Below are 18,944 nucleotides of genomic sequence, written 5' to 3'. Positions count from 1 at the left end.
CCGGGGCGGTGAGCGTGCGCCCCCACCGGGCCGGGGCCCACAGCGCGGGTGCGGGCGCGCCCCCGCCGGGCCCCCGCCCACAGCGCGGGCGCTGCGCCCGCCCGGAGCGGCTTCGACCTCCACCGCGATCCGATCACATGCCTGGCCCCGATCGGGCCACTTGACAGGATGCCGTACGCTACCTGCAACGTGTTACGTATAACCTCCTGGAAGGCCCGATGAGACGCATCGCCCTGGTCACCCTCGTCGTCGACGACTATGACGAGGCGATCCGCTTCTACACCGAGGCCCTTGGGTTCCGGCTCGCGGCCGACGAGCCGCGGCCGGACGGCTCCCGCTGGGTCGTCGTCGAGCCCGGCACCGCGGGCCACGGCACCGGGCTGCTGCTCGCCCGGGCCAAGGACGACTCCCAACGTCTCCGGGTCGGTGACCAGACCGGCGGACGCGTGGGCTTCTTCCTGCACACCGACGACTTCACCCGTGACCACGTCCGCATGACCACGGCCGGCGTGACCTTCCTGGAAGAACCGCGGCACGAGCCGTACGGCACGGTCGCCGTCTTCCAGGACCTGTACGGCAACCGCTGGGACCTGCTCCAGCCCGCCGAGTGACCTGCCCCCCGAGAACCACCCGCCGAGGAACCACCGCACATGACCGTCCCGCGCATCGACACCGACACCATCCGCCGCCTCCCCAAGGCCGTGCTGCACGACCACCTCGACGGCGGTCTGCGTCCCGCCACCCTCGTGGAACTCGCGGAGACGGTCGGCCACACCCTGCCCACCACCGATCCCCAGGCGCTCGCCGACTGGTACTACGAGGCCGCCAACTCCGGCGACCTGGTGCGCTACATAGCCACCTTCGAGCACACCCTCGCCGTGATGCAGAACCGTGAGGGCCTGCTGCGCACCGCCGAGGAGTACGTCCTCGACCTGGCCGAGGACGGGGTCGTCTACGGCGAGGTGCGCTACGCCCCCGAGCTGATGCTGAAGGGCGGCCTCACCCTGCCCGAGGTCGTCGAGACCGTGCAGGAGGGACTGGCCGCGGGCATGGCCAAGGCGGCGGCCGCCGGCACTCCGGTCCGGGTGGGCACCCTGCTGTGCGGGATGCGCATGTTCGACCGCAGCCGGGAGATCGCCGACCTCGCGGTGGCGTTCCGCGACGCCGGCGTGGTCGGGTTCGACATCGCCGGCGCCGAGGACGGCTTCCCGCCCGCCGACCATCTGGCCGCCTTCGAGTACCTGCGCCGCGAGAGCGTCCCGTTCACCATCCACGCGGGCGAGGCGCACGGTCTGCCGAGCATCCACCAGGCCCTCCAGGTCTGCGGGGCCCAGCGCATCGGCCATGGCGTGCGCATCACCGAGGACATCGTCGACGGCAAGCTCGGCCGGCTCGCCGGCTGGGTGCGCGACCGCCGTGTCGCGCTGGAGATGTGCCCGACGTCCAACCTCCAGACGGGCGCCGCATCCTCGATCGCCGAGCACCCGATCACGGCGCTGAAGGACCTGGGCTTCCGGATCACCCTCAACACCGACAACCGTCTGGTCTCCGGCACGACGATGACCCGCGAGATGTCCCTGCTGGTCGAGGAGGCGGGCTGGAGCGTCGAGGATCTGCGCACGGTCACGGTGAACGCGGTCAAGAGCGCGTTCATCCCGTTCGACGAGCGGGTCGCCCTCATCCGGGACGTGATCCTGCCCGGCTACGAGACCGCGCTCTGAAGCAGCCCCCGTACATAGGCGGCCTGTCCGACGTGCTGCAGATCGTCGGACAGGACGCTGACCAGCCGTACACCCAGGCTGACCGGCGGATCCCAGCGCTCGTCCACGATGCGCTCGAAGTCCTTGGCGGTCAGCCCGCGCAGGAACCCGAGCGTCTGCTCGTGCACGGCGTCGTAGTACCCGGTGAGCAGGTCGGCCGACTCCACCCGCACCTTGGCGACCTTCTGCGGACTGTGCCCGTAACCGGTGTCCCGGCGGGGCAGATCGAGCCCGAAGCGCTTCTCCCAGCCCTGTGACAGCCAGACCTGGTCGAGGCCGGCGGCGTCGGCGATGTGGTCGTCCTGCACCCGGGTCAGATGCCAGATCAGCCACGCGATGGAGTTGGCGTTCTCGGCGGGCCGGGCGTGGAGGACGTCGGGACCCAGGCCGTCGACGGTGGCATGGACCTCTTCCTGGATGCGACCGTACGCGTCGATGAGGATGTCCTTTGCATGCATGGGTCCACCCTCGCGTATCGCGGCCGCGCGCGCCCGGCGATTTCCACGCCTCCCAGGATGCGGCGCCGGTCAGGTGGTCAGCCCTGCGGGGACCCGTCCTGCCCGCCCACTGTGAGAAGGCTCATCAACGCCCGAGCCGCCGGGCTGGTCGCCCGGTGCGGCGGCAGCATGGCGACCGTCTCGTACGCGGGGGCGCCCCTGACGGGGAGCGAGACGAGGGAGGCCGCCTCCCGTTTGTGTCCGTAGTGGCGTGGGACGACGGCGATGCCGAGCCCCTCGTGGACCAGTTCCAGCAGACTGTGCACGTCGTTGACCTCCAGCGTGACGGTCCGCTGGACCTCCGCCTGCGCGAACGCCGCATCGGTCGTGCGGCGCGGCCCCCAGTCGGGATGGAAGTCGACGAAGGCCTCGCCGCCCAGGTCCTCGGGAGTGACCGGCCGGCCGCCCCCGAGCCGGTGCGACGGGTGGCACAGCACGGTCATCGGCTCGCTCGTCAGCGGGACCGACCGCAGCTGCTCGGTGTCCGCCCGGGTCCGCACCGCGAACGCCAGGTCCAGCCGGCCCGCCGCGACCTCCTCGGCGAGCGCACCCGAGCCCGCCTGCCGCAGCCGGATCTCCACATGCGGGTGCCGCCGCCGGAAGGCGGCGAGCAGCCTTGCCACGTCCACCCCGGCGATGCACTGCTCGGTGCCCAGGGACAGCGTGCCGCGCAGCACTCCCTGGACGGCCGCCACCGCCTCGCGGGCCGCCCGCACCTGCGCCAGGATCCGCTCCGCCTCCACCAGCAGGGCACGGCCCGCCTCCGTGAGCGTGACGCTGCGGGTGGTGCGCACGAACAGCGGGGCCCGCAGCTCCCGCTCCAGGGCACGGACCGAGGCGGACAGGCCCGACTGCGAGACCGTCAGCCGTTCCGCCGCCCGGGTGAAGTGCCGGTCCTCGGCGACGGCGACGAAGTGCTGGAGATGGCGCAATTCCATGATTGAGAAGCGTAGACGCTCAATCCCATCCGATTCCTCTGTTGGACCGCTGGCGGACGGCCGGGCGAGAGTGGACCGCGAAGCATGAGTCGTCAGGAAACACGTCTTCTGGAGTGCACGTTGTACACGGCAGATCCCGCCCGCTACGAGGCCATGCCCTACCGCCGCACCGGACGCAGCGGCCTGAAGCTGCCCGCGCTGTCGCTCGGCCTGTGGCACAACTTCGGCCCCGACCGCCCGGTGGGGACCCAGCGGCAGATCCTGCGCCGCGCCTTCGACCTCGGTGTCACGCACTTCGACCTGGCCAACAACTACGGCCCGCCGCCCGGCGCCGCCGAGTCCGCGCTCGGTGACGCCCTGAAGGCCGACTTCGCGCCCTACCGCGACGAGCTGGTCATCTCCACCAAGGCCGGCTACCTCATGTGGCCGGGCCCGTACGGCGAATGGGGCTCGCGCAAGTACCTGCTGTCCTCGCTCGACCAGAGCCTGCAGCGGATGGGCCTGGACTACGTCGACATCTTCTACTCGCACCGCCCGGACCCCGAGACTCCTCTGGAGGAGACGATGGGCGCCCTGCACTCGGCGGTCCAGCAGGGCAAGGCGCTCTACGTCGGCGTCTCGAACTACTCGCCGGAGCAGACCCGCGAGGCCGCCCGCATCCTCGGTGAACTGGGCACCCCGCTGCTGATCCACCAGCCGCGCTACTCGATGCTCGACCGCCGTCCCGAGGACGGGCTGCTGGACACGCTCGACGAACTCAAGGTCGGTTCCATCGCCTACTCGCCGCTGGAGCAGGGCCTGTTGACGGCCCGTTACCTCGACGGGATCCCGGAGGGTTCACGGGCGGCGAGCGACAGTCCGTTCCTCACCGCCGACTCGCTCACCGAGGACCTGGTGGGACAGCTGCGCGCACTCGACGACATCGCGAGGTCCCGGGGCCAGTCGCTGGCACAGATGGCCCTGGCCTGGGTGCTGCGCGGCGGCCGGGTGACCTCGGCCCTGGTCGGCGCGAGCAGCCCGCAGCAGCTGGAGGACAGTGTCGCGGCGACCCGCACGCTGGACTTCGACGCGGAGGAGCTCGCTCGGATCGACGCGATCCTCAAGCGGTAGACCGGCCGACGGGGCGTGCTCCCGCCGCACCGCCCGGAGGCCCTCGCCCGCCTCCGGGCGGCCGCCTGCCCGCACGCGCCGTCCCTCTCCCGCTCGTCGGCCCCGGCCCGGCCTGCCCCCTCCTGCCCGGCAGCCGTTCGTGCAGGTGCGCGCTCACCGTGTCGCCCGCCTCCTTGCCGATCGCCCTGCGTAGGTCCGCCTTCACAGGGAGTTCGTGCGTGCCGTCGCCCAGCGCCGTGAACGAGCCCCGAAAGGGATGGCCGTCGATCGTGCCCCGGACCTCGACCAGGCCGCGCGTCCCGAAGAACGCGACGAATCGAGCGGGCACGAACCGTCGACCGACTTCCGGGTACCCCGCCGCAGGCCACCCCCGAATCACCCTGATGTGACCGGAGCCCTGCGGTTGTGATGGCGGACGACGTGGCGAAGACTGGGCAAGTACGGGCAAACGACTACGGCGGCCGGCATGCGGCCGTGTGTCGCCGCCGGACGGGTGGTCAATCGTGAGCATCTCGCCGTTCGGGTCCGGCGATCCGTTCGCCGAACTCTTCAATCGCTTCTTCGGCATGAGCCCGGCGACCTCCCCGCCGGCCGTGCAACGCGTCCCCATCGGACGTCTCCTCAGTGACTCCTCGAACGAACTGCTCGCCACCGCGGGCAGCCGGGCGGCCGAGGACGGATCCGACCTCGACGCCGTGCACCTGCTGTGGGCCGCCACCCAGGTGCCGGCCGCGCGCCAGGTGCTGGAGCAGGCCGGAGCGGATCCGGACCGGCTCGCCCGGGACCTGGAGGGGTCCCTGCCATCCGGAACCGGCACCGGGGAGCCCGCGCTGACTCCCACGGCCAAGCGCGCCCTGCTCGCCGCTCACGCCCGCTCCCAGGCGGCTGGTTCCTCCTACATCGGCCCCGAGCACATCCTCGCCGCGCTGCTCGACGATCAGCGCTCGCCGCTCGCCCAGACCCTCCAGGCCGAGGGTGCCTCTCCGGGCGCGCTGAGCGGCGCCGGCAAGGCAGGGCGCGGGGCAGCCGCGCAAACGGAGACCCCGACGCTCGACGAGTACGGGCGTGACCTCACCGAGGAGGCGCGCAGCGGCCGCCTCGACCCCGTGGTCGGGCGGGCGAGCGAGATCGAGCAGACCGTCGAGGTCCTCTCCCGACGGACCAAGAACAACCCCGTGCTCATCGGCGATCCGGGCGTGGGCAAGACCGCGATCGTCGAGGGTCTGGCGCAGCGCATCGTCGCCGGCGAGGTGCCCAAGGTGCTGAAGGACCGCCGTGTGGTGGCGCTCGACATGGCCGGCCTCGTCGCCGGGTCCCAGTACCGGGGCCAGTTCGAGGAACGCCTGAAGAAGGTCATCGACGAGGTCACCGAGTCCAAGAAGGGGATCATCCTCTTCATCGACGAGCTGCACACGGTCGTCGGCGCGGGCGCCACCGGCGAGGGTTCCATGGACGCCGGCAACATCCTCAAGCCCGCGCTCGCGCGCGGCGACCTGAGTGTCGTCGGCGCGACCACTCTCGACGAGTACCGCAAGCACATCGAGAAGGACGCGGCGCTCGAACGCCGCTTCCAGCCGGTCATGGTGCCCGAACCCACCGTCGAGGAGACGATCGAGATCCTGCGCGGGCTGCGTGACTCCTACGAGGCCCACCACCAAGTCCGCTACACGGACGAGGCGCTGGACGCCGCGGCCTCCCTCTCCGACCGCTACATCAGCGACCGGTTCCTGCCCGACAAGGCCATCGACCTCATGGACCAGGCCGGAGCCCGGGTCGCACTGCGCACCGTGAGCGACACCGAGATCGTGGAACTGGAGGAGCACCTGAACCGGCTGCGCCGGGAGAAGGACGAGGCGGTCAATGCCGAGGACTTCGAGCGTGCGAGTGAGATCAAGCGCCGGATAGCCGAGGCGGAGCAGCAGCTTTCGGAGATCAGCGAGGGCGGCGTACCGACGACCCCCGTCGTCACCGTCGACGACATCGCCGAGGTGCTCTCCGCCCGTACCGGCATCCCGGTCGCCCAGCTGACCGAGACCGAGCGCGAGCGGCTGATGAAGCTGGAGGAGCTGCTGCACCAGCGGGTCATCGGTCAGGACCAGGCGGTCACCGCGGTGGCCCAGGCCGTGCGCCGCGGCAGGGCCGGCATGGGCGACCCCAAGCGGCCCACCGGCAGCTTCCTCTTCCTCGGCCCCACCGGCGTCGGCAAGACGGAACTGGCCAAGGCGCTCGCGGAACTGCTCTTCGGCGACCCCGACCGCATGATCCGCTTCGACATGAGCGAGTTCCAGGAGAAGCACACCGTCTCCCGGCTCGTCGGCTCCCCGCCCGGATACGTGGGCTACGAGGAGGCCGGCCAGCTCACCGAGGCGGTGCGCCGCAAGCCGTACAGCGTCGTGCTGTTCGACGAGGTGGAGAAGGCCCACCCGGACGTGTTCAACCTGCTGTTGCAGGTCCTGGACGACGGACGGCTGACCGACGCGCAGGGACGCACGGTCGACTTCCGCAACACCGTCCTCATCATGACCAGCAACATCGCCTCGAAGCACATCCTGGACCACACCGGCGACATCGAGGAGATCAGGGACGACCTGATGGCGGAGCTGCACGCGCACTTCCGCCCCGAGTTCCTCAACCGGATCGACGAAGTGATCATCTTCCACTCCCTGGGCCGCGAGGACCTGGTGCGGATCGTCGACCTGCTCCTCGAGGGCACGAGGCGCCGGCTGCACGCGCAGGGCGTCCAGCTGGAGGTCACCGACCCGGCCAAGGAATGGCTGGCCGACCGTGGTTACCAACCGGAGTTCGGGGCCCGGCCGCTGCGCCGCACCATCCAGATGGAACTCGACAACCGGCTGTCGAACATGCTGCTGGACGGCACGCTCAGCCCGGGCGACACGGTCATCGCCGATGTCATGGAGGACGAGCTGACCCTGAGCCTCAAGGCGAAGACCCCCGAGGAGCAGGCGGAGCTGGAGGCCAAGCGAGCGGCCGAGGCCAAGGAGGCCAAGGGAGCGACGCAGACGAAGGGAACGACGGAGCGCAAGGACAAGCCGGACTCGGGCGGCATCGTGGACGCGAAGTTCGACGAGCCCGAGTAGGGCGGTACGCCGGGTCGGTTCGGAGGGCACGCGGCAACGTCCCCCGGGCCGGCCCGGCTCGGTCCGTCTCAGGCCGCGCCCGCCGGGAGCCGGTCCAGGAACCCGTGGACGCTGCGGATGCGCCCGTCCTCGCCCAGGGCGATCACGTCGAAGCCGGCGACGGGTGCGGCGCCGTCCGCCTCGCTCACCAACTCCCAGGCGAACCGGGCGATGTCGTGGTGCCCGTCGACCGCGCCCGACAGCCGGAAGGAGAAGCCCGGGAACTGCTCGTGCGCGCCCGTGATCACGGCCGCGATCTGCTGGTGCCCGCTGACGTCGGCGAGCGGATCGGTGTAGCTTCCGTCCGCGGTCCAGGCGGCGGCGACCGCCGTGGCCAACGCCTGTGGGTCGGGTGTGTTCCACGCCTCGAAGTAGCGGGCGACGGCGGACTCGTAGCGGTTGTTGTCTGCGGACATGACGGAGCAGCCTCCAGCGAGGTCAGGGATGTCGGTCGGGAGCCGGATCCCGGGCGTGGTGCCCGTCGGGAGCCGACACCGCCACCATGCCCGCATGCGCCCGGTGCGTCGATTACCTCCCGGGTAAGCGCCACGCCGCCCGGCCGGGGCGCCGCACGAGAGGGCCCCGCCATCCGGCGCGACCTCGTTTCGGCCAGGGCGCGCTGGTGAATATGCCAAGAGACTGGCTGAAATCACATGGTGACAGAGTGTCAGTAGTGGCGATACTCGACTGACAGGGTGATTCGGGCATGAACGAAGTGCGCCACCCGTGCCGCGTCCGGGTCGCCCACGTGCACAGCGAGCGTACGCAAGGCACCACGGGCCGGCCCGGCACCGAGCACCGCACTGGGGGACGATCGTGCACGACGAATTCCTGTGCCATGTGACGGCATACGGCATATGTGGAGGTCAACGCGTCGGCGTGCCCTTAGGGACCTACCGCGCGCCCACGCTCGCCCTCGCCCTGTGGTGGATGCGCGACCGTGCCTCCTGGATCGCCGAACGGCTCGACCCGCACCCCGACAACCCGCTCTTCCCGCCGAACTCCATCGCTCCCGTCGCCGACACGGTCCCCGACGTGCCGAGCGTGCTGCGTGCCTGGTGTGGCGACGACCGACAACAGGAGCGGGTCGCCGAGGAGTTGGCCGCCGGACGACTGGTCCGCATCGCCATCAGCGACGACACCACCGAGTACGAACTGCTCGCCGAGTCCGTGGACGCGCTGCGGATGCAGCGGTTCGCGCACGCACTCTCCACCCCGGCCGCCTGACCGTCCGAGGGGTCGGTCGCCGATCAGGCGCACATGTGGACGAATAGCTAGAATTCAGGGCATGGAAGAGCGGCCGGTCGCCCTGACCGCGCCCGTCCTCGTCCTGGAGACCGAGACGGGCTCCACGGTGATGAGTCCGAGCCGTGACTACCGCGTCGGACGCGACCCGTCGAGCGACATCGTCCTGGACGACGCCCGGGTCTCCTGGCACCACGCCGTCCTGCGCGCCGAGGCCGGTCACTGGCTGCTCGCGGACGAGAACAGCACCAACGGCACCTACGCCGACGGCCGTCGTGTCCACCAGTGGGGCGTCGGACCCGGCAGCGTGATCCACTTCGCCAACCCCGCCGACGGCCCCTGTGCCGTCCTCGTCGACCGCACCGCGCAGCGGCCCTCCCAGGTCTCCCTGCCCGCGGCCACGGGCACCTTCCGGCAGCCGACGAACGTGCGCCCGCTGCCGACGCGCACCGTCCGCATCGGTCGCGGCGCGGACAACGACATGGTCATCGACGACCTCGTGGTCTCCCGCCGGCACGCCGAGCTGCGGGTGCACCCGGAGGGGACGTACGAGATCGTCGACCTCGGCAGCCACAACGGCACCTTCCTCAACGGCAGGCCCGTCACCCGCGCCCCCGTCACGCCCGGTGACATCGTCGGCATCGGCCACGTCGCGTTCTGCCTGGTGGGCGACGAGCTGCAGGAGTACGTCGACACCGGCGAGGTCTCGCTCGACGTCCAGGACCTGACCGTGCGGGTCGACCGCGGGCGCCGGACCCTCCTCGACGAGGTGTCGTTTCCCGTCGGCGCGAAATGCCTGCTGGCCGTCGTCGGCCCGAGCGGCGCCGGCAAGTCCACGCTGCTGAACGCCCTCACCGGACAGCGCCCCGCGGAGCGCGGCGCGGTCCTGTACGACGGCCGCGACCTCTACCGCGACTACGCCGAGCTGCGCCAGCGCATCGGGCTCGTTCCGCAGGACGACATCCTGCACGCCCAGCTCACCGTGCGCCGCGCCCTCACCTACGCGGCGGAGCTGCGCTTCCCGCAGGACACGGCACGGGAGGAGCGCCGGGCCCGGGTCGACGAGGTGATCCGTGAGCTGGGCCTCGAAGAGCGGGCCGGACAGTCCATCCAGAGCCTCTCCGGCGGCCAGCGCAAACGCGTCAGCGTGGCCCTGGAACTGCTCACCAAGCCGTCGCTGCTCTTCCTCGACGAGCCGACCTCCGGCCTCGACCCGGGCATGGACCGCTCGGTGATGCACATGCTGCGCGGCCTGGCCGACGACGGACGGACCGTCATCGTCGTCACCCACAGCGTGCTCAGCCTGGATGTCTGCGACCGTCTTCTGGTGCTCGCCCCCGGCGGCCGGGTCGCCTACTACGGGCCGCCCGAGGACACGCTGCCCTTCTTCGGCTTCGAGCAGTGGCCGGAGGCGTTCGAGGCCTTCGAACGGGATCGCGACCGGGACTGGGCGGAGGAGTACCGCGACTCGCCGTTCCACCGCCACTACGTCGTCAACGCGTCCGCACAGCCGCACCTGCCCGGGGCCGCCCCTTCGGCAACCGTCGGCCCACCGCCGCACGCACAGAGCTGGGGCGCCCAGCTCGGCACCCTCGTCAGACGGTATGCGGCAGCCCTCGCGGCCGACCGCACGTTCCTCGTCATCATGGTGGCGCTGCCGTTCGTGATGGGCGCCATGGCCCGGGCACTGGCCAAGGGCAGGTTCACCCCCGAGACGGCCCTGAACGCTCTGCTCATCCTGTGTGTCGGCGCCGTGCTGACCGGCGCGGCCAACGCCGTACGGGAACTCGTCAAGGAACGCGTGATCTACCAGCGGGAACGGGCGGTCGGCCTGTCCAGATCGGCGTATCTGATGTCCAAGGTGGTGGTGCTGGGCACCGTGACCGTGCTGCAGGCCGTCGTGCTCACCCTGGTCGCGCTGCTCGGTGTCGACCTCAACGCACCCGGCGGCAAGGGCGTGTTGATGCCCCCGCTGGTGGAGATCGCCCTCGCCGTCGCCCTGTTGGCGTTCACCGCGATGATGCTCGGTCTGCTCGTCTCCGCCCTGGTGCGCAAGGAGGAGGTCACCATGCCGCTGCTGGTGCTCCTCGCCATCGTCCAGGTGGTGTTCTGCGGTGCCCTGTTGACGCTGAACGGGGTGGCGGTGCTCGACCAGCTGTCCTGGCTCGTGCCGTCGCGATGGGCGTTCGGCGCGATGGCGGGCACGATCGACCTCGTACGCCTCGCGCCCGACAGGACCGATCCCCTCTTCCGGCACGCGACCGGCACCTGGCTGCTCGACATGGGCATGCTCGCCGTACTGTCGGCCGGCTGCGGGTGGGCCGTCGCCCGCCTGCTGCGCCGGCACGAGCCCGCGGTCATGCGGAAGTAGCGGCCATGACCACCCCCGGCTTCCGCCCGACACACGTCGTCCCCCGGGACGGGATGCCCGCCTGGGAGACCCCCGACCACTCCCGGCCCACGGTCCCGCTCGACGCCCTGCTGCCCGTCCAGCTCGCCGACCGGCGCGGCGACTGGGGCCGCGTCGTGTGCGCCAACGGCTGGTCGGCCTGGGTCGACGGCCGCCTCCTGGTCGCCGTACCGCAGGCACCGCCCCTCGCGGGCGGCCCACCGGCCGGCATGGCCGACCCGCGCACGCCGCTCGCCCGTGCCGAGGAGGCGCTCGCCCGCTACCGGGCCGCGGTCGACGACCTCGCGGCGGGCCGTCTGGACGGCGAGTCCTTCCGGGACCGTACGCGCGGCCTCAGGATCGGGGTCGTCGTCGACGGGGAGTCCGTCTGGCTGTACGACGTGGCACACGAGCGGTGGGCCTACTGCGAGGGGACCCGGCTCGGCACCTACGCGGCGACGGGGGAGCCGTCGGCCGCGGAGGAGCCGTGGGCCAGGGGCGGGACGACGGCCGCGGCGGACGCGAACGGCCACGAACCGACCCGACTGGTCCCCCGGGGCCCCGGTGACCGCTGATGGCGCGCGATGCCCCGCTCTCCGGGCGTCCCTCCGAACCGGACGGCCGGCGGATCGCCGGTTACCGCATCGAGGAGGAGATCGGCCGCGGGGGCATGGCCGTGGTCTACCGTGCCCGGGACCTGCGCCTGGACCGGACGGTCGCGCTGAAGCTGCTCGCGCCCGAACTGGCCCGCAACGACACGTTCCGCCGCCGCTTCACACACGAGTCCCGGGTGGCCGCGGCCATCGACCACCCTCACATCGTGCCGGTGTACGAGGCGGGCGAGACGGAAGGCGTGCTGTACATCGCCATGCGGTACGTCGCCGGGCACGACCTTCGCCGTCTCCTCGACCGCGAGGGGCCGTTGCCGTCGGCGACCGCCCTCAGGATCGCCGTCCAGGTGGCCTCGGCGCTGGACGCGGCGCACGACCACGGCCTGGTGCACCGCGACGTCAAACCCGGCAACGTGCTGGTGGCCGAGGGGACGGACAGCGACCACCCCGAGCACGTCTACCTCACGGACTTCGGCCTCACGAAGAAGTCGCTGTCGCTGTCCGGGTTCACCACGGTCGGCCAGTTCGTGGGCACTCTGGACTACGTCGCGCCCGAGCAGATCTCCGGGAAGCCGGTCGACGGGCGCTGTGACGTCTACGGCCTGGGCTGCGTGGTCTACGAGACCCTGGCCGGGCGGCCGCCGTTCCTGCGCGACGACGACATGGCGTTGCTGTGGGCCCACCAGTACGACCAGCCGCCCCCGCTCACCGGGATGCGCCCGGACCTCGACAGCGCCGTCGACGCGGTCTTCGCGAAGGCGCTGGCCAAGAGCCCGGACGACCGGTACGGCTCGTGCCTCGCGTTCGTGGCGGCCCTGCGCGCGGCGACGGCGGGCACCGGGCCCGCGGCCCGCGCCGCGACCCAGGCGGTGCGCCAGGAGGAGGTGCCCGCCCCGCCGGACTGGGCCCGGCCCGTGTTCCGCCGTCGAGGCTAGTGCTGTGGCCGGAAAGGTTTGCCGGGAAGCTCGCGGCGTCCGGTGCGGTGCATCGCAAGGCGGAGCGTCGCCCGCGTACTGGATGTACTCGGGCGATGCGACAACGCGGCGAGGTGCCGTGCCGGGCGTCGCGAGCCGGTGAACCTTTCCGGTCGCAGCACTAGGGAACCTCGCCCCGTCGACGCACCCCCTTGGCGAGCAGCCCCCCGACGAACCCGGTGACGAGCCCCCACAGGGCGGCCAGGCCGAGCGCCGTCCACGGCTCCGGCTCGAGGAACAGCACCCCGGACAGTCCGCCGCTCAGGTCGCCGACGCCGACGAGCGACAGACCGTAGTGTGCCGAGATCCGGCCGACCAGACAGATCATGAGCACGGTGAGCACCAGCGCGACCGCCATGCGCACGGCATGCTGCCAGGGCCGCATGCGCGCCGGTGAGCGTGCCGCCATCACGAACGCGGCGGCGAGGACCAGTAGGGCGTCGACGACCACCAGCCACCACACCCGGCCGTCATGGGCGGCGAGCGTGCCCAGGTCGAGCTGCGAGACGTCCGGGGTGCGCAGCACCTCGTCGAGCAGATGGGGCATGGGCAGCCCGAACGGCCCGTCCACGCGCCCGTGCCAGGTGGCGCCCAGACCGATGGTGAACACCGGCCACACCAGGTTGGGCAGACCCAGCAGCATGACCGCCAGGGTCTCGGCCGGGTGCCCGCGCGTCGCCGCCACCACCAGCGCGATGACGACGCCGAGGGCGACGTATGCGAGGAGCAGGGCCACCATGGCGTACGCGGCGGGGCGCACCGACTCCTGGAAACGCAGCAGCCGGGCGGGGAGCGGTGCGCCGCGCGAGACCAGCAGGGCGAGGACGAACACGCCCGCCAGCCACAGCAGCCCGAACAGCACGGTCGACGGCAGATCCGTGGTGTAGCCGATCCTCGGGGAGATACCGAACAGGTCGCCGATGTCCCCGATCGTGCCGCCGCCGAGCGGGATCGCGAACGTCTGGCGAGCCGCCAACGCCAGTCCGACCAGCGCAAGCAGCCACAGCACGGCGATCCGGCCGGCCCAGCCCGCCAGTTCGGGCGCACCGGCCACGGCACGGTGGCGCAGGGGACGCAGGAATCCCCCGGCGAGCACCAGCGCCCCGGCGAGCGTCACCGACAGCGGCATCACCGTCAGACCAGCCCGGGAGCCGGCGAGCGGGCCGGCGTCGCCCGCCAGCTTCACGGTTCCGCCGACCGCCATGACGACCGTGGCCACGACCACCCGGGGGAACCCGTTGTCGGGGATGCCCGTCCCGCCCGCCGCCCACAGCCCGAGCGCCGTGAGCAGCCCCATGACGAGGAGCGCGGCCAGCACCGTGGCGAGGGCCTGGACCCAACCGTGCGGGATGGCCGGCGGGCCGCCGGTGCGGGCCACGGCCTGGCCGGACGAGGTCGGGGCGCTCACGTTGCCACGCTAGGCAGCCTCTTGGCCCCCCGCTCGCCGGATGGGCCGACCGCGTGGGACCGGCCCCTCGGCACGCCGCGAGCCGCCTCTCCGTCCGCCCGCCGGGCGCCGTCTCCGCTTGCGGCGCGTCCCCGACTCCGGCACACAATGGGCTCGTTGTGGAAGGAATCGGTGTGTATGGGGCGAAGCGCCCTGTAGCGCTGTCTGTGCCCACGACGGGAGGAAGTGCTCGTGAGTGCCGAACCACCGTCATCCGGCAGCCGCCCCCCGGGGCCTCCCTCGGGCCCCTTGGCGGGCTCCTCCCGGCCGAGCCCCACACAGCCCGACGACGGCCGGGCGCCGCTCGGACCCTCGGGCGGCGGCAGGGACGGCTCCGGCGGCCCTTCCGGCCCTTCAGGTCCTGGCGGCCCTTCCAGCCCTTCCGGTCCTGGCGGCCCTTCGGGGCCCGACGGTCCGCTCGGCCCGGGCGACACCGGTGGGGGAGCGCACCGGCCATGGTGGAGGTCCGCGCCCCGGGTCGCGCTGCTGTCCCTGGTGGCCGTGGCCGCGGTCGTCCTCGGCCTCGTCTTCACCCGTTCCGGCGGTGGTGGTTCCTCCTCGGGCGGTGAGGTCTTCCTGCAGGCGGCCGACAGGACGGGCCCGGATCCCTTCACGGAGTCGTCGGCGACGGACAGCTCCGCGGCCCCCTCGACCCCGTCCCCCGGGGGCCCGACCCAGGCCGCCAACGTGACGCGCGCCGTCGACGGCTCCGCGCCCGGCCTGTACGGAGGTACCCGCAGCGTCGCCGCCTGTGACACGGAGAAGCAGATCAGGGCGCTGCAGGCGGCCCCGGCGAAGAACACCGCGTTCGCGTCCGTGCTCGGCATCAAGCCGTCCGAGGTACCGGCCTATCTGCGCTCGCTGACACCCCTGCGGCTGCGCCTGGACACCCGGGTGACCAACCACGGCTTCCGCGACGGCGCGGCCACCAGCTACCAGGCGATCCTGCAGGCCGGTACCGCCGTCCTGGCCGACGGCCGCGGCGTGCCACGGGTCCGGTGCGCCTGTGGCAATCCGCTCACCCCGCCGGTCGCGCAGAAGTCCACGCCGAAGGAGACGGGCGATCGCTGGCCCGGGTTCGAGCCGCAGAACGTCGTGGTGGTCTCACCGTCGCCCACCTCCATCGACGCGTTCGTCCTGTTCGACACCGCGCACGACGACTGGTTCGCACGCCGGTCGGGCGACCAGACGGGCCATCAGGACCAGAAGACGAGTCCGCCGGCACAACCGACCCCGCCGGTGAGTGTGTCGACGCCCGCACCGCAGACGTCGTCACCCCCGCCCACCTCGTCTCCGCCTGCCTCCTCGCCGGAGTCGCCGGCCCCCACCTCCGCCCCGCCTCCGTCGGCCTCGCCCCCGGGCCCGACGCCCCCGCCCCCGTCGGCCTCGTCGGCGTCGGGACCGTCGTCCGCGCCGACGCCGTCCTCGGTGTCTCCCACGAGCTCGCCCTGACCGTCGGCCGCCGCCCCCGTCGCTCCGACGCCGGATTCCCGGTCGGTCCAGTGCCGGGCTCTCGGTCGGTCCGACGCCGGGCTCCGGTCGCTTCGACGCCGGGCTCTCGGTCGCTTCGACGCCGGGCTCTCGGTCGGTCCGACGCCGGATTCCCGGTCGGCCCGCCGCCGGTCTCCGCGTCCCTCCGGCCGCCCGCGTTCAGTCGGCCCGTACGACCAGTGCGTAGTCCCCGAGCCCGAGCAGCCGGTCGCCCGGGACCTCGCCCAGCGTGGTGACGACCTTCTCGATCCGGCCTGTGGACGCGTCGAAGAGGATGTCCTGGACCGCGCCGCGGTCGTCGCCGTCCTCGGACAGCACCCGGCTCCCCAGCGCCTCGTGGTGCGGACCGGGCGGGCCGGGGTCGGGCAGCACGTCCGACTCCACGAGCACCGCGTCGGGGCCGACCGCGTGCAGGGCGGTCCAGGCGACCGCCGTCTTCCCGCGGCCGCGCCCGGCCACCAGGACATGGGTGATCCGTCCGGCCGCGGCGTCGAGGGCGAGCGAGCTGAGCACACCGATCTCGCGCGCCTCGCCCAGGGTCACCACCGGCAGCCCACGGGCCTGGGAGAACGACGTCACGGCAGCGGTCCCTTCTCAAGCCCGTCCGCGGCGGGGCCACCCCTCGTTCGGAACGCCTCGACACGGGCGGCGAACCCGGCGAGGTCGTCGGCGACGAAGCGGACCGCGTCCGCGGGGACGACCAGCGCGCGCCCGGACACCGCGAGCGTCTCGCCGCGCGGCACGAACACCTTGCGCCGACGCCTGCGCGACGCCGTGACCAGCGACGCGTGCGCGTCGAGCCGGAAGCCCACCACCCGCCCGCTGGTGCCGCCCTCGACCACGACATCCAGTACGACACCGATCTCCGTGCCCGCGTCCGTGAGCACCCTGGCGCCGAGGACTCGGCCGTTCGCCGCTTCCTTGCGCGCCACCACCGCCGAGGGCTCCACGAGCGCATCGTGGCCGCGGACCATCACCGCGTGCCGGCCCAGCGCATGGACCGCGGTCCAGGGCAGGCTCTTCCGCAGCGGTCCCGCGAGCAGACCCCGCCCGCTCAGGGTGAAACCGGTCACGTGACCGGCCGGGCCGTCGAAGACCGTGTCTTTCACCTGGGCGACCGCGTCCCCGCCCAGGGTGACCACCGGGCGCCCGGACAGTTCCCGCGCCCCCACCAACTCGTTCATCGCGCGCCCCGCTCCTCGGACCGGCCGCCCCGCTGGACGGCGATCACCGTGCCCGCGCGCCGACGCGCCTGCACCCACAGGAGCAGCCCGGACAGCAGCGCCACCGCCGCCACCACGAGGACCGGCCACACCCACCAGCTCACGGTCCACCTCCGGTACCCCGGCCCCGGCGGTCGTCGCCGGGCGCCGTACCCTGCGAATGCCCCGGACGCACGCGAAGATGCGCCTCGCCCGGACGGCCGCCCCGGGCGTCACCTCGCGCCGCCCGCCGGACCGACCGTGCGGGGACTGGCGGACGCGTCTGTGGGTACGAGCAGTGGTGCGGTACTCCTCCCGACAGGGGTGCCGCACCGTACGAATTCCGGCTTCCAAGAGGGACCGCATGATGGAGCACCTGGACGGAGCGGTGATACAGACTGACTTCGACATGCCCGTTGAGCCGCTTCGGCGGGCGGCGCACTACACCGGGGAGCCGGGGTCGATCGCCGAGGCCAGGGCCTTCGGCGAGCTGTTCATCGAACAGCTCCGGTCCGAGTGGTGTGCCCGCATCGACGGGCGCGCCGCCGGCGATGTGCTCCTGGTGGTGAGCGAACTGGTCACCAACGCGCAGCGGCACAGCCACGGCCCGTACATCCTGGAACTCGAGGGCACCGACACCTCCGTGACCGTCGCCGTCTACGACAGCAGTGCCGCATTGCCCCGGCGCTATCCCCAGGACCCGGGGCGCGTGGGCAGGCACGGGCTGGAGATCGTGCATGTGCTGGCGGCGCAGGTGACGGCCGAGCTGGTCCCGGTCGGCAAGCGGGTCACGGCCGTGGTGAAGCTGGGACGCTGAGCCCCGCCCCGGCCCGCCGCCGGGGCGCACCCACTGGCGTATGCGGGCACGCCCGCGTGCGCCCACCAGCTCGCGGGCGTGCGACCGCGCCCGTGTGCGCTCGGCGAACCGACCCGAGTGTCCGTGTACGTCCGAACCGACCTGTGTGTCCATGTACATCCGTGTACACATGCCCCTCACCATGTCCGCGTACGCCGAGCGGCCGGTGGTGTCCGCCCCTGCGGTCAGGTCGCAGGGGCGGACACCACCGGCCGTCGGGTGTCGGTCTCAGCCGCCTGTCAGGTGGCGTCGACCCGGTTCGCGTCATCCAGCATGCCGCTGCGCAACCGCTCGATGATGCGCTTGATGAGCCGCGAGACATGCATCTGTGAACAGCCGAGCCGCTCGCCGATGTCGGCCTGTGTGGCTTCCTCCACGAAGCGCAGATGGATGATCGTCCGATCGCGTTCGCTCAGCTCCGCCACCAGGGGAGCGAGGGTGTGGAAGTCCTCGACGAGGCGCATGCCGTCGTCTTCCTCGCCGATGAAGTCGGCGAGCACGGCCTCACCGTCCTGGTCGTCGCCGCTCAGCGCGGCGTCCAACGACGAGGAGTTGTAGCCGTTGGCCGCGATCTGCGCCTCGATCACCTCGTCCTCGGGCAGGTCCATCAACGCGGCCAGCTCGGCGACGGACGGCTCCCGGTCCAGCCGGGTGGACAACTCCTCGCGCGCCTTCGCCAGCTCCACCCGCAACTCCTGCAGACGGCGCGGCACATGGACCGCCCAGGTCGTATCGCGGAAGAACCGCTTGATCTCGCCGACGATGTACGGCACCGCGAAGGAGGTGAACTCCACCTCACGGGAGATCTCGAACCGGTCGATGGCCTTGATGAGGCCGATCATGCCGACCTGGACGATGTCCTCCATGTCGTCGCTGCGGTTGCGGAAGCGCCCGGCCGCGAACCTCACCAGCGACATGTTCATCTCGATCAGCGTGTTGCGCGCGTACTGGTATTCGTGCGTGCCCTCCTCCAGCGTGCTCAGCCGCTGGAAGAACTGACGGGACAGTTCCCGCGCGTCACGAGGAGCAACCGTCCGCGGATCCGTGACCGTGGGCAGGGCCTCCTCACCAGTCCTGGTCCGGACCGTGTCCTCAGTGACCGTCGACCAGCTCATGGCGGTGTCCATTACCTCTCCCACGAAACTCACTGTTCGGCATCTCGGCCGTCGTCAGGGCGTTGTGTCTGCGCGCATACCCCGGCGTCGGCGTCTCATGTCGGACCGAAGGGAACAATCGCGTGGCACAGGCCACATGGCGACCGCGGGCTTCGGCGGAGGCGACGGGCTT

Annotated in this window: 18 protein-coding genes and 1 pseudogene; 10 read left to right on the top strand and 9 right to left on the bottom strand. The window is 72.0% G+C overall.

Annotated features, from left to right (window positions below; translation table 11 throughout):
* Positions 1 to 218: 218 nt before the first annotated feature.
* Together ASC56_RS01725 and ASC56_RS01720 are read left to right on the top strand one after the other, a co-directional pair.
* Positions 219 to 611 (top strand): VOC family protein, encoded by a 393-nt coding sequence (locus ASC56_RS01725; protein ID WP_055489302.1) that lies wholly within the window; start codon positions 219 to 221, stop codon positions 609 to 611.
* Positions 612 to 650: 39 nt separating this feature from the next.
* Positions 651 to 1,721 (top strand): adenosine deaminase, encoded by a 1,071-nt coding sequence (locus ASC56_RS01720; RefSeq protein WP_055489301.1) that lies wholly within the window; start codon positions 651 to 653, stop codon positions 1,719 to 1,721.
* Here the strand turns inward: ASC56_RS01720 and ASC56_RS01715 are convergent.
* Both ASC56_RS01715 and ASC56_RS01710 read right to left on the bottom strand, forming a co-directional pair.
* On the bottom strand, positions 1,703 to 2,218 hold the full coding sequence (locus ASC56_RS01715; RefSeq protein WP_055489300.1) for a DinB family protein: 516 nt from the start codon (positions 2,216 to 2,218) through the stop codon (positions 1,703 to 1,705). The two genes, ASC56_RS01720 and ASC56_RS01715, sit on opposite strands and share 19 nt — an antisense overlap.
* Positions 2,219 to 2,295: 77 nt before the next feature.
* Positions 2,296 to 3,195 (bottom strand): LysR family transcriptional regulator, encoded by a 900-nt coding sequence (locus tag ASC56_RS01710; protein WP_055489299.1) that lies wholly within the window; start codon positions 3,193 to 3,195, stop codon positions 2,296 to 2,298.
* 120 nt (positions 3,196 to 3,315) lie between these two features.
* On the opposite strand from ASC56_RS01710, the gene mgrA reads away from it, so the two are divergent.
* Positions 3,316 to 4,305 (top strand): L-glyceraldehyde 3-phosphate reductase, encoded by a 990-nt coding sequence (gene mgrA / locus ASC56_RS01705; protein ID WP_055489298.1) that lies wholly within the window; start codon positions 3,316 to 3,318, stop codon positions 4,303 to 4,305.
* A 130-nt stretch (positions 4,306 to 4,435) separates the two neighbouring features.
* Here mgrA and ASC56_RS42730 read toward each other — a convergent pair.
* Positions 4,436 to 4,684 (bottom strand): annotated as a pseudogene (locus ASC56_RS42730) (DUF1905 domain-containing protein); the annotation flags it as partial.
* A 124-nt stretch (positions 4,685 to 4,808) separates the two neighbouring features.
* On the opposite strand from ASC56_RS42730, the gene ASC56_RS01700 reads away from it, so the two are divergent.
* Positions 4,809 to 7,403 carry an ATP-dependent Clp protease ATP-binding subunit gene (locus tag ASC56_RS01700; protein ID WP_079102220.1) on the top strand — a complete coding sequence of 865 codons (2,595 nt, stop codon included), beginning with the start codon at positions 4,809 to 4,811 and terminating at the stop codon, positions 7,401 to 7,403.
* 68 nt (positions 7,404 to 7,471) lie between these two features.
* On the opposite strand, the gene ASC56_RS01695 is transcribed toward ASC56_RS01700, so the two are convergent.
* Positions 7,472 to 7,858: a nuclear transport factor 2 family protein gene (locus ASC56_RS01695; RefSeq protein WP_055489297.1), complete on the bottom strand. Its 387-nt coding sequence runs from the start codon at positions 7,856 to 7,858 to the stop codon at positions 7,472 to 7,474.
* 400 nt (positions 7,859 to 8,258) lie between these two features.
* Between ASC56_RS01695 and ASC56_RS01690 the strand changes: the two genes are divergently transcribed.
* From ASC56_RS01690 to ASC56_RS01675, 4 genes are all read left to right on the top strand, one after another.
* The gene (locus ASC56_RS01690) at positions 8,259 to 8,669 is read left to right on the top strand and encodes a hypothetical protein (protein ID WP_055489296.1); all 411 of its coding nucleotides are present in this window, start codon (positions 8,259 to 8,261) and stop codon (positions 8,667 to 8,669) included.
* 61 nt (positions 8,670 to 8,730) lie between these two features.
* Entirely contained in the window at positions 8,731 to 11,058 is a 2,328-nt protein-coding gene (locus tag ASC56_RS01685; protein ID WP_055489295.1) for an FHA domain-containing protein, read from the top strand.
* Positions 11,059 to 11,063: 5 nt separating this feature from the next.
* Entirely contained in the window at positions 11,064 to 11,651 is a 588-nt protein-coding gene (locus tag ASC56_RS01680; RefSeq protein ID WP_055489294.1) for a hypothetical protein, read from the top strand.
* Positions 11,651 to 12,622, top strand: coding sequence for a serine/threonine-protein kinase (locus ASC56_RS01675; RefSeq protein ID WP_055489293.1), 972 nt, complete (start codon positions 11,651 to 11,653; stop codon positions 12,620 to 12,622). Before ASC56_RS01680 ends, ASC56_RS01675 begins: the two co-directional genes overlap by 1 nt.
* Before the next feature lie 160 nt (positions 12,623 to 12,782).
* Here ASC56_RS01675 and ASC56_RS01670 read toward each other — a convergent pair whose 3' ends face one another.
* Positions 12,783 to 14,069, bottom strand: a complete 1,287-nt coding sequence (locus ASC56_RS01670) for a streptophobe family protein (RefSeq protein WP_371330019.1) — start codon at positions 14,067 to 14,069, stop codon at positions 12,783 to 12,785.
* Positions 14,070 to 14,300: 231 nt separating this feature from the next.
* Between ASC56_RS01670 and ASC56_RS01665 the strand changes: the two genes are divergently transcribed.
* Entirely contained in the window at positions 14,301 to 15,560 is a 1,260-nt protein-coding gene (locus tag ASC56_RS01665) for a DUF6777 domain-containing protein (protein WP_079102219.1), read from the top strand.
* A gap of 198 nt (positions 15,561 to 15,758) precedes the next feature.
* On the opposite strand, the gene ASC56_RS01660 is transcribed toward ASC56_RS01665, so the two are convergent.
* The 3 genes from ASC56_RS01660 to ASC56_RS41050 are packed head-to-tail and all read right to left on the bottom strand — an operon-like array spanning position 15,759 to position 16,926.
* A complete protein-coding gene (locus tag ASC56_RS01660; RefSeq protein ID WP_055489292.1) occupies positions 15,759 to 16,178 on the bottom strand; it encodes a PRC-barrel domain-containing protein in 420 nt (139 codons plus the stop codon).
* Complete coding sequence (locus tag ASC56_RS01655) at positions 16,175 to 16,783, bottom strand: PRC-barrel domain-containing protein (protein WP_055489291.1); 609 nt, start codon at positions 16,781 to 16,783, stop codon at positions 16,175 to 16,177. The genes ASC56_RS01660 and ASC56_RS01655 overlap by 4 nt, the downstream gene beginning before the upstream one ends.
* Positions 16,780 to 16,926 carry a hypothetical protein gene (locus ASC56_RS41050; RefSeq protein WP_199835856.1) on the bottom strand — a complete coding sequence of 49 codons (147 nt, stop codon included), beginning with the start codon at positions 16,924 to 16,926 and terminating at the stop codon, positions 16,780 to 16,782. Before ASC56_RS41050 ends, ASC56_RS01655 begins: the two co-directional genes overlap by 4 nt.
* A 239-nt stretch (positions 16,927 to 17,165) precedes the next feature.
* Between ASC56_RS41050 and ASC56_RS01650 the strand changes: the two genes are divergently transcribed.
* Positions 17,166 to 17,618, top strand: a complete 453-nt coding sequence (locus ASC56_RS01650; protein ID WP_055489290.1) for an ATP-binding protein — start codon at positions 17,166 to 17,168, stop codon at positions 17,616 to 17,618.
* A gap of 278 nt (positions 17,619 to 17,896) precedes the next feature.
* Here the strand turns inward: ASC56_RS01650 and ASC56_RS01645 are convergent, their stop codons facing one another.
* The gene (locus ASC56_RS01645) at positions 17,897 to 18,784 is read right to left on the bottom strand and encodes an RNA polymerase sigma factor SigF (RefSeq protein ID WP_055489289.1); all 888 of its coding nucleotides are present in this window, start codon (positions 18,782 to 18,784) and stop codon (positions 17,897 to 17,899) included.
* Positions 18,785 to 18,944: the final 160 nt, after the last annotated feature.

Origin of the sequence: Streptomyces sp. TP-A0356 (genome assembly GCF_001417775.1) — a bacterium.
In the GTDB taxonomy this organism is placed as follows: domain Bacteria; phylum Actinomycetota; class Actinomycetes; order Streptomycetales; family Streptomycetaceae; genus Streptomyces.
This window is presented reverse-complemented; position numbering and strand designations above follow the sequence as displayed.

Coding starts and splice junctions, on each gene's coding strand:
- ASC56_RS01725 (WP_055489302.1), top strand. CDS start 219: ATGAGACGCATCGCCCTGGTCACCCTCGTCGTCGACGACTATGACGAG.
- ASC56_RS01720 (WP_055489301.1), top strand. CDS start 651: ATGACCGTCCCGCGCATCGACACCGACACCATCCGCCGCCTCCCCAAG.
- ASC56_RS01715 (WP_055489300.1), bottom strand. CDS start 2,218: ATGCATGCAAAGGACATCCTCATCGACGCGTACGGTCGCATCCAGGAA.
- ASC56_RS01710 (WP_055489299.1), bottom strand. CDS start 3,195: ATGGAATTGCGCCATCTCCAGCACTTCGTCGCCGTCGCCGAGGACCGG.
- ASC56_RS01695 (WP_055489297.1), bottom strand. CDS start 7,858: ATGTCCGCAGACAACAACCGCTACGAGTCCGCCGTCGCCCGCTACTTC.
- ASC56_RS01685 (WP_055489295.1), top strand. CDS start 8,731: ATGGAAGAGCGGCCGGTCGCCCTGACCGCGCCCGTCCTCGTCCTGGAG.
- ASC56_RS01680 (WP_055489294.1), top strand. CDS start 11,064: ATGACCACCCCCGGCTTCCGCCCGACACACGTCGTCCCCCGGGACGGG.
- ASC56_RS01675 (WP_055489293.1), top strand. CDS start 11,651: ATGGCGCGCGATGCCCCGCTCTCCGGGCGTCCCTCCGAACCGGACGGC.
- ASC56_RS01655 (WP_055489291.1), bottom strand. CDS start 16,783: ATGAACGAGTTGGTGGGGGCGCGGGAACTGTCCGGGCGCCCGGTGGTC.
- ASC56_RS01650 (WP_055489290.1), top strand. CDS start 17,166: ATGATGGAGCACCTGGACGGAGCGGTGATACAGACTGACTTCGACATG.
- ASC56_RS01645 (WP_055489289.1), bottom strand. CDS start 18,784: ATGGACACCGCCATGAGCTGGTCGACGGTCACTGAGGACACGGTCCGG.